At 43.1% G+C, this 16,698-nt stretch carries 22 protein-coding genes and 1 tRNA gene; 14 read left to right on the forward strand and 9 right to left on the reverse strand.

The window, feature by feature from the left end:
* Nucleotides 1-25: 25 nt before the first annotated feature.
* The 3 genes from E2R66_RS01015 to E2R66_RS01025 are packed head-to-tail and all read right to left on the reverse strand — an operon-like array spanning nucleotide 26 to nucleotide 1,390.
* The gene (locus E2R66_RS01015) at nucleotides 26-637 is read right to left on the reverse strand and encodes a hypothetical protein (protein ID WP_133229726.1); all 612 of its coding nucleotides are present in this window, start codon (nucleotides 635-637) and stop codon (nucleotides 26-28) included.
* A 3-nt stretch (nucleotides 638-640) separates the two neighbouring features.
* Nucleotides 641-1,120: an RNA polymerase sigma factor gene (locus E2R66_RS01020; RefSeq protein WP_133229724.1), complete on the reverse strand. Its 480-nt coding sequence runs from the start codon at nucleotides 1,118-1,120 to the stop codon at nucleotides 641-643.
* Nucleotides 1,121-1,390, reverse strand: coding sequence for a hypothetical protein (locus E2R66_RS01025; protein ID WP_133229722.1), 270 nt, complete (start codon nucleotides 1,388-1,390; stop codon nucleotides 1,121-1,123). It lies immediately after the preceding gene.
* A gap of 197 nt (nucleotides 1,391-1,587) precedes the next feature.
* Between E2R66_RS01025 and E2R66_RS01030 the strand changes: the two genes are divergently transcribed.
* The 3 genes from E2R66_RS01030 to E2R66_RS01040 all read left to right on the forward strand — a co-directional run bounded on the left by E2R66_RS01030 (nucleotide 1,588) and on the right by E2R66_RS01040 (nucleotide 3,347).
* Complete coding sequence (locus tag E2R66_RS01030; protein ID WP_133229720.1) at nucleotides 1,588-1,875, forward strand: DUF6958 family protein; 288 nt, start codon at nucleotides 1,588-1,590, stop codon at nucleotides 1,873-1,875.
* Between the two features lie 89 nt (nucleotides 1,876-1,964).
* Nucleotides 1,965-2,780, forward strand: coding sequence for an AraC family transcriptional regulator (locus tag E2R66_RS01035; protein ID WP_133229718.1), 816 nt, complete (start codon nucleotides 1,965-1,967; stop codon nucleotides 2,778-2,780).
* 66 nt (nucleotides 2,781-2,846) lie between these two features.
* The gene (locus tag E2R66_RS01040; RefSeq protein WP_133229716.1) at nucleotides 2,847-3,347 is read left to right on the forward strand and encodes an SgcJ/EcaC family oxidoreductase; all 501 of its coding nucleotides are present in this window, start codon (nucleotides 2,847-2,849) and stop codon (nucleotides 3,345-3,347) included.
* 185 nt (nucleotides 3,348-3,532) lie between these two features.
* On the opposite strand, the gene E2R66_RS01045 is transcribed toward E2R66_RS01040, so the two are convergent.
* Nucleotides 3,533-4,423: an SDR family oxidoreductase gene (locus tag E2R66_RS01045; RefSeq protein ID WP_133229715.1), complete on the reverse strand. Its 891-nt coding sequence runs from the start codon at nucleotides 4,421-4,423 to the stop codon at nucleotides 3,533-3,535.
* 76 nt (nucleotides 4,424-4,499) lie between these two features.
* Nucleotides 4,500-5,081 carry a Crp/Fnr family transcriptional regulator gene (locus tag E2R66_RS01050; RefSeq protein WP_133229713.1) on the reverse strand — a complete coding sequence of 194 codons (582 nt, stop codon included), beginning with the start codon at nucleotides 5,079-5,081 and terminating at the stop codon, nucleotides 4,500-4,502.
* 345 nt (nucleotides 5,082-5,426) lie between these two features.
* Between E2R66_RS01050 and E2R66_RS01055 the strand changes: the two genes are divergently transcribed.
* The 3 genes from E2R66_RS01055 (at nucleotide 5,427) to E2R66_RS01065 (ending at nucleotide 7,602) form a co-directional block, all read left to right on the forward strand.
* Nucleotides 5,427-5,981, forward strand: a complete 555-nt coding sequence (locus E2R66_RS01055; protein ID WP_133229711.1) for a hypothetical protein — start codon at nucleotides 5,427-5,429, stop codon at nucleotides 5,979-5,981.
* A gap of 166 nt (nucleotides 5,982-6,147) precedes the next feature.
* The gene (locus tag E2R66_RS01060) at nucleotides 6,148-6,834 is read left to right on the forward strand and encodes a hypothetical protein (RefSeq protein WP_133229709.1); all 687 of its coding nucleotides are present in this window, start codon (nucleotides 6,148-6,150) and stop codon (nucleotides 6,832-6,834) included.
* A gap of 99 nt (nucleotides 6,835-6,933) precedes the next feature.
* Entirely contained in the window at nucleotides 6,934-7,602 is a 669-nt protein-coding gene (locus E2R66_RS01065; RefSeq protein ID WP_133229707.1) for a hypothetical protein, read from the forward strand.
* A 132-nt stretch (nucleotides 7,603-7,734) separates the two neighbouring features.
* Here E2R66_RS01065 and E2R66_RS01070 read toward each other — a convergent pair whose 3' ends face one another.
* The 3 genes from E2R66_RS01070 to E2R66_RS01080 form a co-directional block, all read right to left on the reverse strand.
* On the reverse strand, nucleotides 7,735-8,658 hold the full coding sequence (locus tag E2R66_RS01070; RefSeq protein WP_133229705.1) for a NotI family restriction endonuclease: 924 nt from the start codon (nucleotides 8,656-8,658) through the stop codon (nucleotides 7,735-7,737).
* Complete coding sequence (locus E2R66_RS01075) at nucleotides 8,642-9,826, reverse strand: DNA cytosine methyltransferase (protein WP_133229703.1); 1,185 nt, start codon at nucleotides 9,824-9,826, stop codon at nucleotides 8,642-8,644. The genes E2R66_RS01070 and E2R66_RS01075 overlap by 17 nt, the downstream gene beginning before the upstream one ends.
* 385 nt (nucleotides 9,827-10,211) lie before the next feature.
* Nucleotides 10,212-10,284, reverse strand: a tRNA-Phe gene (locus tag E2R66_RS01080).
* A gap of 388 nt (nucleotides 10,285-10,672) precedes the next feature.
* Between E2R66_RS01080 and E2R66_RS01085 the strand changes: the two genes are divergently transcribed.
* The 4 genes from E2R66_RS01085 (at nucleotide 10,673) to E2R66_RS01100 (ending at nucleotide 13,886) form a co-directional block, all read left to right on the forward strand.
* Nucleotides 10,673-11,968 (forward strand): (Fe-S)-binding protein, encoded by a 1,296-nt coding sequence (locus tag E2R66_RS01085; RefSeq protein WP_133229701.1) that lies wholly within the window; start codon nucleotides 10,673-10,675, stop codon nucleotides 11,966-11,968.
* A 57-nt stretch (nucleotides 11,969-12,025) separates the two neighbouring features.
* Nucleotides 12,026-12,454, forward strand: coding sequence for a DUF2750 domain-containing protein (locus E2R66_RS01090; protein ID WP_133229699.1), 429 nt, complete (start codon nucleotides 12,026-12,028; stop codon nucleotides 12,452-12,454).
* A 37-nt stretch (nucleotides 12,455-12,491) separates the two neighbouring features.
* A complete protein-coding gene (locus E2R66_RS01095; RefSeq protein ID WP_133229697.1) occupies nucleotides 12,492-13,325 on the forward strand; it encodes a (Fe-S)-binding protein in 834 nt (277 codons plus the stop codon).
* A 258-nt stretch (nucleotides 13,326-13,583) separates the two neighbouring features.
* Nucleotides 13,584-13,886, forward strand: coding sequence for a GIY-YIG nuclease family protein (locus tag E2R66_RS01100; protein ID WP_133229695.1), 303 nt, complete (start codon nucleotides 13,584-13,586; stop codon nucleotides 13,884-13,886).
* A 244-nt stretch (nucleotides 13,887-14,130) separates the two neighbouring features.
* Here E2R66_RS01100 and E2R66_RS01105 read toward each other — a convergent pair whose 3' ends face one another.
* Complete coding sequence (locus E2R66_RS01105; RefSeq protein WP_133229693.1) at nucleotides 14,131-14,598, reverse strand: hypothetical protein; 468 nt, start codon at nucleotides 14,596-14,598, stop codon at nucleotides 14,131-14,133.
* Between the two features lie 71 nt (nucleotides 14,599-14,669).
* On the opposite strand from E2R66_RS01105, the gene E2R66_RS01110 reads away from it, so the two are divergent.
* The 4 genes from E2R66_RS01110 to E2R66_RS01125 all read left to right on the forward strand — a co-directional run bounded on the left by E2R66_RS01110 (nucleotide 14,670) and on the right by E2R66_RS01125 (nucleotide 16,548).
* Complete coding sequence (locus E2R66_RS01110; protein ID WP_133229691.1) at nucleotides 14,670-15,155, forward strand: ABC transporter ATPase; 486 nt, start codon at nucleotides 14,670-14,672, stop codon at nucleotides 15,153-15,155.
* A gap of 18 nt (nucleotides 15,156-15,173) precedes the next feature.
* Nucleotides 15,174-15,365, forward strand: a complete 192-nt coding sequence (locus E2R66_RS01115; RefSeq protein WP_133229689.1) for a hypothetical protein — start codon at nucleotides 15,174-15,176, stop codon at nucleotides 15,363-15,365.
* Between the two features lie 168 nt (nucleotides 15,366-15,533).
* Nucleotides 15,534-15,644 carry a hypothetical protein gene (locus E2R66_RS29230; RefSeq protein ID WP_394347167.1) on the forward strand — a complete coding sequence of 37 codons (111 nt, stop codon included), beginning with the start codon at nucleotides 15,534-15,536 and terminating at the stop codon, nucleotides 15,642-15,644.
* Between the two features lie 280 nt (nucleotides 15,645-15,924).
* The gene (locus tag E2R66_RS01125; RefSeq protein WP_133229687.1) at nucleotides 15,925-16,548 is read left to right on the forward strand and encodes a DUF1801 domain-containing protein; all 624 of its coding nucleotides are present in this window, start codon (nucleotides 15,925-15,927) and stop codon (nucleotides 16,546-16,548) included.
* The last annotated feature ends 150 nt before the right edge of the window (nucleotides 16,549-16,698 follow it).

Consider the following 16,698-nt stretch of genomic DNA (forward strand, 5'->3'; position numbering starts at 1 on the left):
TCTTTATTGGATTGCAGCGTGTAACTCAGGCAGCATCAGCAGAAAGGCTTGCTATATTTTCGTCGAGTTGTGTAATAACCTTTCCAAACGTCTTTTTAAACATCCATTTGCCGGCGAGGTAGCCAAGCGGCGTTAGCACGATAATACAGGCTATTAATGCCCAGGCGGCTATTGGTTTGCTCATAAAAGCCGCTACATCTTTACCCGAGCCCAGTACACCACCCCATAAATACCCGCCCGCCGCGCTAAAAGGATAAATAAATACCGACACCCGCATTTGTATCCGCATCCACAAGTTGAGCGCGTCCCGGTTGCGTTTTAGCTCGTCCAGTAAATTAGTGGCCGATACCTGGTCGTCAGCCGAGCGGTAAAGTTGCCAGGCTGTTGCCAGTGCCCACAATGTAAATAGCAGTGTGATACCTATTAAAACACGGATTTGCCAAAAATTAAAAAAGTAAATAATTATAACATAGAATGCAATGCAACACGCTACCCCAACCATGTTTTTTACCAGTAGCTTCTTCATCTTTTTTAAAGGATTGCTTTGATTAGCTGGTTTTAGCTGCGCAATGCTTTGCATATCCGGCAAGCTGCTTGTTTCGGCCATATGCCCTTTCCACACCTGTTCTATATCCATGACTTATTCTTTTCTTAAAATAGTTTGTAATTGGTTTTTTACCCGGTGCAGTTTTACGCCTATATAATTTGCGTTGATGCCCAGCACTTCGGCAATTTCGGGGTTGCCGTAGCCCTCCAGGTGCATGGTTATTACTACGCGGTCCACCTCTGCCAGCCGCCTTATGGCGGCGTAAAGCCGTTGTACATCTTCCTTTTGCTCGCTTTGTGGCAATACCGGGATAATGAAATCTTCCATGCAATCAGAATAGCTGATGGCGTTTGCCTTACGGTTGGCCGTAAATATGGTATTGATGGCTACCTGGTACAGCCAGGTGCTAAACTTTGCCTCCTTGCGGAACCTACCGAGCCCTTTCCAGGCGTTTAGCAAAATTTCCTGGTATAAATCGTTACGGTCGCTTAAAGAATAGGCATACAGGCCTATCAATTTCAAGATGAGCCCGTGGCATAGCTTTACCTGCGTTAGAAACTCTTGCTCGCCCAATTAAAATTTGGATATTAAAAGGTAAATCATCGCCGCAAATAAAATGGCGAGGTGTACTATGAGCCAGCTCCGTTGCCATAGCGGGCGTTTTGCCCAGGTAACCCGGTAGTCGAAAGGATCAGCCACCAGGCTTATCCCCAGCATACAGAAACCATTTTGCCAGTCCTTCAAAATCAAGAAAACAATTGCGGCAAACAGTAGGCCTGCATACGCTAAGCGGTTAATTTTTACCGATCGTAATTGGGCTGATTGGGTTAATATAGTCTTCATATCATTGTTTTCACAATAAGTATCAGTAAGGAGCGGAATATTACAAAGAGGGTAAAATATCTTGAAATTATTGTCACTAAAACTTTGTGTTGCGCGTCAGGCAATCCGGGCACAGTTTATAACGCTTTATCCGTTCATTTGCAAGTGTTTGCTTATTTGCCGACCTTTCTGTTTTATTTATAACCACTTTCAATAGTATGAAAGACACCAAGATCCAAACCCTGCATCCCGATGCTGATAAAATCAACAAGCTTATTTCACTGGAGAAATATGAAGTGATCAGGTCGGCTATTTTGGATATCCTACAAAAAGGCCCCTTAAGCCATACCGATCTGATGGAAGCGATTCACCAGCATATACACGGCCATTTTTCGGGAAATGCGCAATGGTACGGCGAAACCGTAAAACTCGATCTGGAAGCCCGGAACGTGATACAACGAAGCAAAGCCAAACCACCCTTGTATAGTTTGGTTTCGATAGGATGATGCGGGATAGAAGAAGATAAAAATGAAAGTCCCCTGATATATCTGGAGTTCACCAACGCTTTTATAGATTTTGTGCCTAACTTTAGTATATGAATCTGGCACCGGTTTTTTTTGCTCCTCATCCGGCATTGAGCGGTTACATCAGCCATATGATGGTTGTTGAGGCAAGGTTTGATCACGCCTCGCTCCAATTCAGCCCTTTTCCACCTGCCCCGCAACATACCATCAATTTTTATCCAAGGGATGCCGTTACTGCGCATATCAATAATGATATTCAAAAGCTCCCGGCAAGTGTCATTATCGGTCCGCAAGTTAGTAGGGTTAACATTGCTATGGGTGCACACCACGTTATTGTTTCGGTAGCATTTATGCCGGGCGGTATGCATAGGCTGTTAAAAATGCCCATGCACGAGTTGTATGATGAGCCCTTTGATGCCACCCTGCTATTGGGGTACGAAATGGCCGAAGTGAATGAACAACTGCAAGCGGCCCAGACAGCAATTGAAATGAAAAACGTGGTTGAACGTTACATGATGAAGAAACTTAAGCATTCGAATTTGCTGCCTTGGGAGTGCGCAATGAAGGCTCAATTGCAAGGCCATATAACCATAGAAAATTCAGCTTCATTAGCGTGCCTCAGTTTGAGGCAATACGAACGACGCACCAAAGAGATCATGGGCTATTCACCAAAGATTTTTTCGAGACTGGTACGGTTTTCTAAAGCTTATCGGTTAAAAGAAAGCCGGCCAAGCTTAAGCTGGACCCATATAGCCTATACTTGTGGTTATTACGATCAGATGCACCTGATCAAAGACTTCAAAGAATTTGCAGGCGTATTACCCGGTACGCTTGCCAAACAAATCAACAAAGCGCCTGCACTTTTACAGGAACACATGCGGATATAAGATGTCGTTTTTTTACTATTTGCAACGGTGGTGATGGCCTAGTTTTACCAAAAAAAACTTATCATCATGAAACGCACAATGGTACTATTCGGAATTATTTTATCTGGCTTAACTGCGCAGGCACAAACAAAAAATGCTGATGTTAAAGCAATTGAAAAAAAGGTTGATGCCTTGGTTAACAGCTGGAACAAGCACGACCATAGCGATATGCAGACCTTTTGCACTGCCGACTGCAGCTGGGTGAATATTGTAGGTATGTGGTGGAAGAACCTGAAAGAGGTTGAATACGCGATACAGTTTTATCATACCAATATATTTAAGCATACCACCATGACCAACAAAGGCGTGTTTGTACGTATCATTAACCCCACAACGGCATTGGTGCACTTAAAAAGTTATGTAAGCGAATTTACCACGCCCGATGGGCATAAAATGCCTGGCAGAGATAATATTGCCTTGCTTGTGTATGTAAAACAGAATGGTAAATGGCTGATGACCGCCGGAGAAAACGTGGTTATTGACCCGGAAGCACAAAAGAATGACCCTATTTTACACATGAACAAATAAAAGGGCTGCCAGACGCACATAACGAAATTAATTAAAAAAATTCGCCCTGAAATAGAAAACCCACTTGTTTTTACACGTGGGTTTTCTGCAGTAAAATATCTGTATTACAGTGCTTTTGAGGTGTATGCTTCTCTGCTGTTTTTAATGTTCTTTAGCCTTAGGTTTTTGTGATCCCTGGGAGCGCCTTAGTAATCGAATGCGGTTTTATGCTTTTCAATAAAATCAGCTAGTCCTGTCGGCTGTTTTCCGGTGATTACCGGGAAATTATCAAACGTATCATCTGCACCCGGGATTGTTCCTGCCGCATAGCGTTTCCAATGCTCATATACACAGCCCATATAAGCCATTTCTGCACCGGCATTGATCATGTTTTGTAAGAATACTTCCGGAGCAAGCGGCTCATACCGAAACGGCTTACCCACAATAGTCGTCATCATCGCCGCTATCTCATCGAACGTTGCGGCATCGTACCCCAGTCTGTAGGTTTGCCCTGCATGAATTTCGGGATGTGCTAATGATACAGCGGCCACCTGTGCCACGTCTTCCACATCAACCCAACTCAAACGGGCGCCTTCCACATAGGCATGAACTATCCCATTTTCAATGGCTTTCTTGCCACCGTAGCTTAACATGTTTTGCATAAATGTCTCCGGGCGCAAATGGGTATAAGAAAAACCGCACCATTCTATATATCGTTCAATCAGCTGATGCCAGGCCCAATGCGCAACGGTGGTATCATCCCGGCCACATGCGCCTAAATGAACCACGTGCCCAACGCCTGCTTTCTTAGCATTATCTAACAGCGCTTTACTTTGCCTTAGCATGTCAACGGTGTAGCCCGTAACTATCAGTACGCGATCAATACCTTGTAATGCCGGTAAATGCGTGCTTTCATCATCAAAATCAAGTATTACGGTTGCTATTCCTTTTGCTGTAAAAGGAGCGGCTTTTTCGGGGGAGCGTACGGCGGCGATAATTGCTATGTCTTTATTATCAAGCAGAAAATCAATCGTTTTACTGCCTACCTGGCCGGTTGCCCCGGTGATGAGGATTCTTGGAACTTTGGAATTTGACATGCGCAAAATTACCTCTTGGCAAATTAGCGGCAGTTGACCTAAATCAGAAAACACACTTGATCCAGATCAAGTGACATTATTTGCGGAGGGCAATGTTTTTCTTGATCCTGCTTAAAGTTTCAGGAGCAAGCCCGAGATACGAGGCAATCAGATTTTGCGGCACCCGTTGAACCAGTGTGGGGTTGCTTTCAACCAGGTTAGTGTATTTTTCTTCGGCGGTGTGCGTTATGGAACTAATAAGCCTGCGCTCTTTTGTAATTAAACTGTTTTGAAAAAGAATGCGAAAGTACCTATCCATTTTCGGAACTATCAGCGTCATTTTTTCAAAACCCTCCATCGTTATCATTAAAAGCTCGGTATCTTCTATCGCATCAATATTGATAACCGCCTTTTCACCGGTAAAAAAACTGTACATATCTGAGGTCCACCAGCCTTCCCAGGCAAACATATTCATATGCTCAATGCCTTTGTCATCTACATTATATGACCGCAACAGGCCTTTTTCCACAAAGCATAAATATTTACACACGTCGCCAGCCTGGAGCAGGTATTGCCTTTTTCGTAGTTTTTTAACAATGAAAAATGATTTGATGATATCTTGTTCTTCGTGGGAGAGTGAAACCTTTTTTAAAAGATGTAAAAACAGAATTTCGAACATGTCCAATGTTATTGGGATTAGCAGCCTTATGGCGTAGCTATTCAAATATAGCCTTTATTGCTTAACAGAAGGATTGAATGTTTTTATAAAGATTCACGCAAGCCTTATCATTGTATCACAACAAGGCGGGTAATTAGTCCCTAAAAATAAAAGCGGATTTGGGAATTATTTCGCAGCTTCTTGTTATTTACACGATTACAGCAAAGTGTGAGTTTTGGTTTTCGTGATGGCGGTGCTATAACTCCCAAATTACCCTCAGTCAGTGTTTTCCAGGAGGGTCGGGATTAATAATGAATAGGTTCAAACTAATCTTTTATATATTTATGCTATCTTATCATTTATTATATGACTTTCAAACTTGGCGATTTTTTCCCAAAAAAAACAGTAGATGAACCATTTCTAGGGCTGAACGATCCTCGTTGGGAGGAGCTTGAGGGTGGTTACAGAGGAGTTTGCTATGATGCTTCAAAAGCATTAAAAAGATTGGAGGCGGCATGCAATGTTTATCAAACTCAAGAAATATACCTAGAGTTGTGGGTTGAACTTCATCATCAGGGAGATGTTGGAATTGCCTCGTACTATGCTGTTCCACATATGGTTCGGATAGCAAAAGAGAATGGAATAATAGATTGGAACGTGTTAGGCCTGGTGTCGTTAATCGAAATACAACGCCATAAGGATAATCCAACCATACCCAAGGCCCTTTACACTACCTATCAAAATACTTTGAGTGAATTATCGGGCATTGCTGCAAGCATTTTATCAGAAAATTGGGATCTAAGTACGGCTTCAGCAGCGCTTACTGCTATCGCAATTGCCAAAGGCCACATCAAACTGGGAAATGCTATTCAGAACCTTGATAGCGAGGACCAAATCGACGAGTTTTTAGATCAATATTGAAATAGGAACGCACTGGCTAAAGCCTTAGCAAAAGGGATATTCTTAAATGTTCGCAAATCGAAAGAAAATGGGGCGTTTTATCAACGCCGGAAATTTATCTTGTAGTCAATTGTCGATTATAATTCGAAGGGTATATTAGCTTCTCGAAACCTTATAAAATTGCAGTATGACCTGTCTGAGAATTTCCATCGTAGTTTTAGTAGTTTGCCTATTGGGCTGTAAAGAAAACAGCAAACCGAAAGCAACTGAAAAGCAAGCAAAAGCGATCTTGAAAGTTAGTGCACCCGCAACGGCTGATACCACAAAGGATAAACAAGAGATTCAAAAACTCATGCGTAATCTGCTTGTATGGGCGGAGGAAGGAAAAAAAGTCCCTGATTTACTTCCATTTGTGATAAATCCACGGGATAGTACGGTTACAGGCTTTGACTTGGGTAAATTAAAAGGAGTTGATGACAGTTTAAGAATAACCGGCTTTTTCTCGAAGGAATTTATCGACAACTACAACCAAATTATTCAAGTGCTTGATGGGAAGATGAGAGATAAGGAGATTGCACCTTTCTCAACAGGAGAAATACCTCCATTTGCTTTTGATAGTGATGTTGACCCATGGTGCGATTGCCAGGATGTGCCATATGACGGCGCCAATGCGTTTAGCGTAGCGGCTAATTTAGTAGAGGTGCATATAGTTAATTTAAACAAGGAAAGCGGAAGAATGTACTGGACGTGGGGTAGCCTACCTAAAGACGTATCACCCGATTGGAGAACCGTCACCTATAAATTCAGCGTGAAAAAGGAAGGTGGTAAATGGAAGATATCTTATTTACAGGGCTTTGATATCAAAAAAGCTTGATAAATACTGAAGGTTGCACTGGACGAATATGTCTGTAATTCGTAAAGTAATTGGTTTAATCTATTAATCAAATAGCAACTAAAGCGATATATTTAAACCATGGATTGGCGATATAATACGATTTGGTTTGAACAGTTAGCAGCTGGTAATTACCTTAATCAGGACTTAAAGGAAAAGCCTAAAATAGATGAAAGCTTTACAAGGGTTGAATATGCCATTCTTTGGTATTTAAGGCACAAGGAAAGTGCATTTGACAACCTGCCCGGGTCTGATAAGCTATCTTATCTGGAACTCAATTCGGCAAATCTAAAAGACCTTCAAGGTGTTGGCAAGTTTGTAAATCTAAAAAGACTTGAACTGCGTCATTGTTTGAAGCTTGAAACCGATTTGGGATTATCGGAATTGAGTGCGAGCCTTCAATACCTTTATATTGGTCAGTCTAAAAAGTTCACCTTTACCGATGAATTATTATGTTTAAAAGGGTTAAGGGTTCTTTGCTTAAACGCCTGCGGACCAATAGAAAATCTGTCATTCTTAAAACACTTCCCTAATTTGATCGATTTTAGGTTTGTTGATACAAATATTCTCGACGGTGATTTGACGCCGTTAATTGAGCACCCGACTATAAGATCTGTCGGCTTCTTAAACAAACGGCATTATAATTTAAAAGACGATAAAGTCGACAAGGAATTAGCTGCAAAAGGTGATAATAGTTATCGTCATTTTGCATATAAAGAGCAATATTCTACATCAAGATATGATTATTGATGCGCATGGCATGCAAACACTTAGCCCCCAACAAAAACGCCTCTCAGATTTCTCTAAGGGGCGTTTGGTTTTTGTGGTGGCTTTACAAATTTCATAATTTTTACAACCTAAAATAGTGATTGATGCGATTTATCAATTGTCATTATTTCCCTCTGAAATGCCTGTGTCTAATGGGATTTCACCTAACTTAATAAGGCCAGCCAAGTCTACTGCTCTAACCAATGATTTTTTAATTTGTGCGAAAAATGCTTCTTTTAAAGGTGCATCCTTATACATTATTGCATGTTGTAAACTCGAATGGCTTGTACCTTCTACCGTTACCAATGTAGGCTTGTATTTGCCTGAATGGTTCGGGTCAATTTCCAACCGATAAGTCATGAAAATTATATTTATTTGAGGGTTGTTTTTAACATCGGTTGAACGCATAAAATCCGCACGGGATGTAATGTATTTATACACCTGATCCGGAATTACAGCAACGATCTTAGATTTCCAATGGTGGTGAAAATAGCCTTTCCTTATGAGTTGTGTAACATAGCGTTTGTAAACGTTATCCCAATTTAAACCAAATGTAGGACTTCTATCTAAATCCTTACCCTCGCGCAAAGCTTGATAAGCTTTGAATACAGAACCAGTGATATCTATAGCCTGCAATTCAACTGACAGAAAATTCCCCACTTCACCGTCATCTTGAACGTCAGCAATTACAAAGTCTACATTACCAAAATCAGCCATTTTAACTTCAGGCGCAAATCTTGCATTTTTGGGTTTTTCGCCAGGCCAACAATGATCTATTACGTCAGTCAGAAAATCAACGGCATAGAAACGCTTTGGACATACGAAAATCAAGTCCTGCTTTGGGTCTGCGTTCCCATCGCCTTTGCGCCATATACTACAAACCGGATAAGGTTCGTTAGGTAAGTTAGTGCTTCGCTTTGTGCAACGGGATTTAATAAAAGGACACTCGAAATTATTCGAAGATGGGTCAATCCCTTTGTACGCCTTTTCACCGAGTAATTCCCCTATAATTAGCTCAGGGTTAAAATGCAATGGCATAATCCTTATTAAGCGGTAGTTTAGTTTGTGTTAATTGAGATATAGGTCTTTTAGTTAACGACTTCTCTGCTAAAAGAATACTCTCTGCAATTTTCTTTGCCAAAAGTGGAGGTACTGCATTTCCAACCTGCACGTATTGCTCAGTACGACTACCTTTGAAATCAAAAAAATCGGGGAATGACTGCAATCGAGCGGCCTCACGCACGGTGAATGATCTATTTTGTTCCGGGTGTATATAAGCGCCCCAATGAACATCGCATTTGGTTAAAACGGTGCAAGACAAATCGGTTTTTTTAGGTCGTCCATAACGCTTGGTATGATCGCTACGTTTCGCTTTTTTCATTCCTTCGGGGAGCAAATGTATGGGAATGTCACGCCATGATCCGCCCGGCGGAATATGCTTCATTCTCTCCTCGTTAACTAAAGATAGTTTAGATGCGGAGTGATTATAAAGCTGATAACTAGCTTCTCTCAATTGTGCCTGATAGCTATTCTTCGGAGAGGTAGCATAATGTAAAGTGACATTCTTGTCTCCGTTTTCAAGTTTCGGAAGATCAGAAATAGCGTCCCAAACGGTAACAAAAGGTTGAAGGCCTGCACCATGCGTAGGCTTTGGAAATAATATAGGAGCGTCTGTACGTGTCGCGATGAAAACAATTCTGCGCCGTTCTTGCGGCACGCCATACTCTTCTGCTCGAAGTACTTTCTTTTCTACCTTATAGCCAAGGTTTTCTACACCTTCTGTTAATTCCTTTACTATGCTACCTCCGGCAATAGATGTAATTCCAGTTACGTTTTCTATTACAAGCCAACGTGGCTTAATACCTTCCACAATCCTTAAGTATTCGCGAAACAGACCAGATCGTGGATCTTCCAATCCTCGTTGATGATTGTTTATTGAATAGCCTTGACAGGGCGGTCCACCTACAATGATATCAATTTCACCATGCTTAACTTTTGCCGCGTTCAATAAATCTTGTGGGGAAACATTTTGTATCGGGCCGCCAATAAATGTCGCTTCCGGATGGGTCGCCGAAAAAGTTTCTCCTGCACGGTCGTCATAGTCTTGACCGACTAAAACTTTAAAACCAGCTTGTCTAAAACCTTCTGAAAGCCCGCCCGCTCCGCAAAAAAGATCTATAACTGTCAGAGATTGCGTTGATTTCATATTTTATCTGTAATTTTCTATTGAGAAGTATTTCTAATTTTCAATATCGATCAAAAATAACTTTTACCGGGACTGCTCTAAAGTAACAAATTTCCTTGTTTTCTTTGATTAAATCGTAATCCGTCCATTGTGCTATTTGCAGCAAGAGCAAAAAATCAAAGGATTATATTTTTTCCTTGGGCCCTTTTAAGTGTGTCAATACTGCGCCTGCAAGATAATGAAGTTTTTAATATATTGCTAATATTATTAGTAAAAATACGTGGGTATAAAGTAAATTAAAATGATAGGTTAAGTATTTCAACAACGTCTGCATTCTATTTTGAACAAAATAATTGCCCCAACAAAAAAGCCTCTTAGAGCAATCTAAGAGGCTTTTCGATTTTTGTGGTATCAGCTGGGATCGAACCAGCGACACAAGGATTTTCAGTCCTTTGCTCTACCGACTGAGCTATGATACCGTTCTTTTCGGGAATGCAAATGTAGCGTTTTTTTTATTCCTGTAAAGTTTTTTTTCAAATTTATTGGGGAGAGGGTTAGAAAGTTGGAAAGTTGGAAGGTTGAAAAGTTGGTTTTCAGGGAATTAAAGGCGGTTGTTTTTTTTATTTTTTTTTGGATTCGTCAAAATTGGAAACGTCTAACGACTTGTTTGACTTCTGAAACGCTTTTCAACCTTTCTAACCTTTTCGCAACATCTACAACCTTTTTAACTTTTTCTAACCTTTCTAACGCTTTTAACCTTTTCTAACCCTCTAACTTTTTTTAACATTGCAACATTACAACCTTTCAACATTTATCACAAACATTAAAACTAATTTATACTTTAGCCTTTAATACTATGCATGCATAATGATTGGACAAGTAATTTTCATCATCATACTACTGGCAGCCGCTTACTTGTTTGGTAAAAACGTAGCCAAAGTACGGCGCAATATTTTGTTGGGTAAAGATACCGACAGGAGCGATAACCCTGCCGCCCGCTGGCGCGTCATGGCCAAAGTAGCCCTCGGCCAAACCAAAATGGTTAAGCGACCCACGGCTGCGGTGATGCACTTCTTCATTTACGTGGGTTTTGTGATCATTAACCTGGAGGTGCTGGAGATTGTGATCGACGGTATCTTCGGTGCGCACCGGGTATTCGCTAAGCTGCTGGGCGGCTTATACGGGCTGCTCATCGGCAGTTTCGAGGTGCTGGCTTTGCTGGTGCTGGTAGCTTGCGTGGTGTTTCTGGCGAGGCGCCATCTCATCAGATTAAAGCGCTTTAGCGGCACAGAGATGACGGCTTGGCCAAAATCTGATGCCAACTACATCCTCATTACCGAAATCCTCCTGATGACGGCCTTCCTCACCATGAACGCGGCCGATTATAAACTACAGGCTTTACACATTGGCCATTACGTTACCGCAGGCAATTTCCCGGTGAGCGGCCTTATAGCGCCATTACTGCCAGCGGGCGCAGCGGCACTCGAATTTATTGAACGCAGTTGCTGGTGGTTCCATATCGTGGGCATCTTGGCCTTCCTGAATTATTTGCCCTATTCCAAGCATTTCCACATCCTGTTGGCTTTTCCTAATGTTTATTATTCAAACCTGAACAAGAAAGGCGAGTTTACCAATATGGCATCGGTCACCAACGAGGTGAAGGCCATGCTCGATCCATCCTTCGTGCCCGAAGCCACTGAGGTGAGCCGTTTCGGTGTGAAAGATGTTACCGACCTCACGTGGAAAAACCTGATGGAGGCCTACACCTGTACCGAATGCGGCAGGTGCACATCGGTTTGCCCGGCAAATATCACCGGCAAGCTGCTATCGCCCCGCAAAATTATGATGGATACCCGCGACAGGCTAACCGAAGTGGGCAACAATATAGATAAGCATGGCAAGGATTATACTGACGAGAAAACCCTGCTGGATGATTATATCAGCCGAGAGGAGTTATGGGCCTGTACAAGCTGCAATGCCTGCGTAGAGGCCTGCCCGGTAAATATTAATCCGCTGGAGATTATTACAGAGATGCGCCGCTACGTGGTGATGGAAGAATCGCAGGCACCGGCAAGCCTCAATAATATGTTCGGCAATATGGAAAATAACGGTGCCCCCTGGAAATACAGCCAGGCCGACAGGTTTAATTGGGTTGAAAAATGATGTGCAGATGTGCAGATTTCAGATGTGCAAATGAGAAAATGATATAGAAATTTTAAAATGGAAAAAGGTTACGAATTGTTTATTGGGAAAGTAGCGGCCTCTAAATTAGTATGGGGCTTAAAGGATAAAAAAGGCTGGGCAAATTCCTCTTCGGCAGAGGATGAAGACGTGGATGTGATTCCGTTTTGGTCGGAGCGGGCGTACGCCAAGGCCAGCGCGCGCGATGATTGGAAGGATTATACGCCTACGGAAATTCCGCTGGCTTTTTTCCTGGAGGAGTGGTGCGTGGGTATGGCAGAGAACGAAACGCTAATAGGCACCAATTGGGATCCCAGGATGATAGGGCAGGAGGCCCAGGCGCTGCAGGTCGCGCTGGATATCCTCAACCAGTTGAACGTCATCAATTCGGCCATAAAGTTTAACAGCTACGCCAGCATCAACGAGTTTATTGCCGATATACGCGAAGAAGAAGAGCCCAACATTTAGCTTTATCGGTTTGCAGTAGGCCGTTTTAAAACAGAAGATGGAAGAAATCCTAAATAAATCCAAAATCGGGAACCCGAAATCCGAAATCCTCGTGGTTCCTACTATGGCCCAGATGGTTGCCGAAGGCAAAACGCCCGAGATACTTTTTTGGGTAGGCTGCGCAGGCAGTTTCGACGAGCGGGCGCAGAAAATAACCCGCGATATTTGCAAGATACTGCAGCATACAGGCATCAGTTACGCCGTATTGGGTACCGAAGAAAGCTGCACCGGCGACCCCGCAAAACGCGCAGGCAACGAGTTCCTGTTCCAGATGCAGGCCATGACCAATATTGAGTTATTGAACGCCTACGAGGTAAAAAAGATAGTAACCGGCTGCCCGCATTGCTTCAACACTATTGCCAACGAATACCCTGGTTTGGGTGGTAAATACGAAGTGATACACCATACCCAACTGATACAGGGCCTTATTGACGAAGGCAAGCTAAAAGCCGAAGGCGGCGAAAGCTTCAAGGGCCGCCGCATTACCTTCCACGATCCTTGTTACCTGGGCCGCGGCAATGGCGTTTACGAAGCTCCCCGCGCAGCTTTAGAGATACTGGATGCCGAACTGGTAGAAATGAAACGCTGCAAAAGCAATGGCCTTTGCTGCGGCGCGGGCGGTGCCCAAATGTTTAAAGAACCCGAAAAAGGCAATAAAGATATCAACGACGAGCGTATGCTTGATGTACTGGAGGCCAAAGCCGATGTCATCGCTTCCGGCTGCCCCTTCTGCATGACGATGCTGAGCGATGGCGTAAAGCACATGGATAAAGAGCAGGAAATAAAAGTACTAGATATTGCCGAGATCACCGTGCGGGCGAACGGGTTGTAGGGGATACCTCTAAAAATTAACCCCAATGTCATTTCGATAGAGCATGGGTGGGGCATTGCGCTGAGGTGCGAAAGAGAAAACTTATACGGTTTGCTATGACCGCCTTGAATGAATGACATCCATTACAGCTCTGCATACCGGATTTGCTCAATTGCCGGCTGCGCGTATAAGTTTTCTCCTCACGCCCTTTCACGGCCCCACGCTTCAGTTCGTCGAAATGACATGGGGTTTTATTTATCGATTTTGTATATTCACCTCATGTGGAACCATAATTACTACATGTACATCACAACCAATCCCGGTAAAACCACGTTATACGTTGGGATGACGAACGATGTAGGTATCCGTGCTTTCCAACATAAAGAAAACCGTGGCACGAACAACTCCTTCGCCGGCAAATACTATTGCTACTGCCTGGTTTATTATGAGCATTTCACGCATGTCGAACAGGCCATCGCCAGGGAAAAAGAAGTTAAGAAATGGCGGAGGGAAAAGAAGTTAGCCCTGATAGAATCCATAAACCCTGAGTGGAGGTTTTTGAATGATGAGGTTGGCGGGTAGGCAGTTCTTCCTACAACCAACCCAACCACCCATGTCATTTCGATAGAGCAGGGGTGGGGTGAGTGCGAGAATGCGCGAAAGAGAAAACTTATACGGCGTGCTATGACTGCCCTATATGAACGACATCGATTACCACAATGCATATTCGATGTGCTCAGTCGTCGGCTGCGCGTATAAGTTTTCTCTTCGCCCCACCGCTTTTTCCTCCCCACTGCTCATCGAAATGACATGGTGGTGAGGATGGTCACATCCCCTTCTTCTTCAAAAACGTAAAGGCTTCCTTCAAACTATCCAGCCTGGCAGGGCTTAGTTTAACCACCGGGATTTTGAGCGATGTAGCCACCGAATCTAAATCGCCGTTAGGGTCGTCAAAGGTTTGGATGATGATATCATCGGTAAGGGTGCGCACCTGCAAGGTATCAGCTAAAGTATCAGCTGTAGTGCGCTGGTAATTCATCGCCCTGATGCGCTTGATATTGAAGGAATAATACGCCTGATTGCCCTGTTGATAAGTTTTGCGGATGCGGATAAAATGGTCGGTAGTGAGGGCTATTTCCCAATGGGCTATGTTCGGCTCGCCGGATGGGTCGTACGCTTCCGTAAGCACCCTGTTGCCCCAGCTTACCCATGCCTGCTCATCCATAAAGCCCGCAAAGCCGTATAGGAGGGGTATGATCAGCAATGCTATAGCAATAAAGGATGCTTTTTTCATCTTTGGTAGAAGTGATCTTAGCATGACAACAAACAATACACCCAAGTAAATAAATTGAATAAATTTGCTTTATGGAATTTTCTTCACATTCTCGGGTTTGGGTGTACCAGTCCGACCGTAAATTAACCGATGCCGAAACCCTGCAAATACAGGTGCTACTGGATAATTTCACCACCGGCTGGGCGGCACACAACAACCAATTGAAAGCCAAAGCCGAAATCAAGTACAATCGCTTCCTGATTTTGTTTGTTGATGAAAGCCAGGCCGGCGCAAGCGGCTGCTCGATAGATAAATCGGTAAACTTTATGAAACAGCTGGAGCAGCAGTTCGGCATCAACCTCTTCGATAGGTTTAACCTTGCTTACCGCAGTGGCGAAGAAATATTATCTGTACCCCGCAATCAGTTTGAAGAACTGCTGAAGCAGGGAAAAATCACTTCAGATACCATCGTTTTCAACAACCTGGCCCAAACCCTCGCCGATTTGCAAACCAAATGGGAAGTGCCCTTTAAAGACAGCTGGCACAAGCAGCTGTTTGGCGATTTGGTGGTGGCGTAATATTTATTAAATTTGTTTATGACAACTTTTACAGTACAAATTAAAGATAGCGATACCGAACTGTTTTTGGGTATGCTGAAAAAGTTCAAAGCCAAAGTGATTAAGGAGCCAGAAGTAAGTCCCCTTACGCTGGAAATAGCAACGGCTTTAAGAGAACTTAAAGAGATGGAATTAGGTAATATGGAACCTTTATCTCTAAAAGATATATAGTAGCTAATATTATTGTCTATTCGAGGGTGTTTATTAATGCGGCAAAAAATCTCAAGAAACGCCACGTCTCATTTGTCTCTGATTTGGAAGAATTGGAGCAACGTCTTTTAGAAAACCCGAGACAAGGGGGCGGATTTAGGCGGCGGCCTTTATAAAGTAAGATTAGCAATCAAAAGTAAAGGAAAAGGTAAAAGTGGTGGATATAGGGTAATTACCTACTTAGTATCGCAAGTTGATTCCAATACAAAAATCAATATGGTTACACTTTACGATAAATAAGATGAGGGTAGTATAGACAAAAAGTATCTTATTGATTTGATAAAGGAATTGTACAAATAACTGATAATTACAATTTACGTAACTATTGTCCTGTCATAATTTATTCCTTCCTGTTCCGCGATATTAAATGAGCCCACCACCAGGTGCTTGATGCCATCACCATCATTGGTGGCTAGCACGCGGAAACTTGGTTTAAAACACGCTATTGTCTTATAAATAATTTGCGGGCGATTTATCTTTGACCACCTTTTTATACATTTACTTCTATCAACCTTAAATCATGGAAAAATATGATAGCCGCGTAGATGCCTACATCGAGAAATCGGCAGATTTTGCAAAACCCATTTTAAAACACCTGCGCGAACTGGTGCACCGTGCCTCGCCCGAGATTACCGAAACCATGAAATGGAGCGCTCCTTTTTTTGAATATAACGGGGTGCTTTGTTTTATGATGGCTTTTAAGCAGCATGCCGGCTTTGGTTTCTGGAAAGCCGACCAACTGCCCGACCCGCACCAGATACTTCATACCGAAGGTGGTGAAGCAGCCGGCAACATAGGCAAGTTATTTACCGTAGCTGATATACCCGAGGACGATATTCTGATTTGGTACATCCGCCAGGCTATAGCGCAAAAGGGCACGTTAAAGGCAGCCAAACCTGCAGCGGTAAAAAAGGTTGCCGCCAAACCCGCAGCCGTAGCGATGGATACCCCAGCCTACCTTGCCGAACTGCTCGACCAAACCCCTGCAGCCAAAGAACACTTCGAAAAATTCAGTCCGTCGCAAAAGAAGGAATACATCAGTTGGTTTGAAGATGCCAAGAGCGACGCCACCCGCGGGAAGCGTTTAATGGAAGGGCTGGAATGGATAAGCGAGGGCAAGACGAGGCACTGGAAATATAAGTAGCAAAATGCTGTCACCACAACTGTTAGGGAAATTGATATAGATGCTAAAATTGGAGCGGAAAGATACGCTTAGGCCCCGATGTTTTACTGGCATTAATACCTGACATTGATGAGCTACGAAAAGCCAAGACAGGTTCTGATTTCTTTAAGA

This window comes from Mucilaginibacter psychrotolerans (genome assembly GCF_004519315.1).
Taxonomy (GTDB): Bacteria; Bacteroidota; Bacteroidia; order Sphingobacteriales; family Sphingobacteriaceae; genus Mucilaginibacter; species Mucilaginibacter psychrotolerans.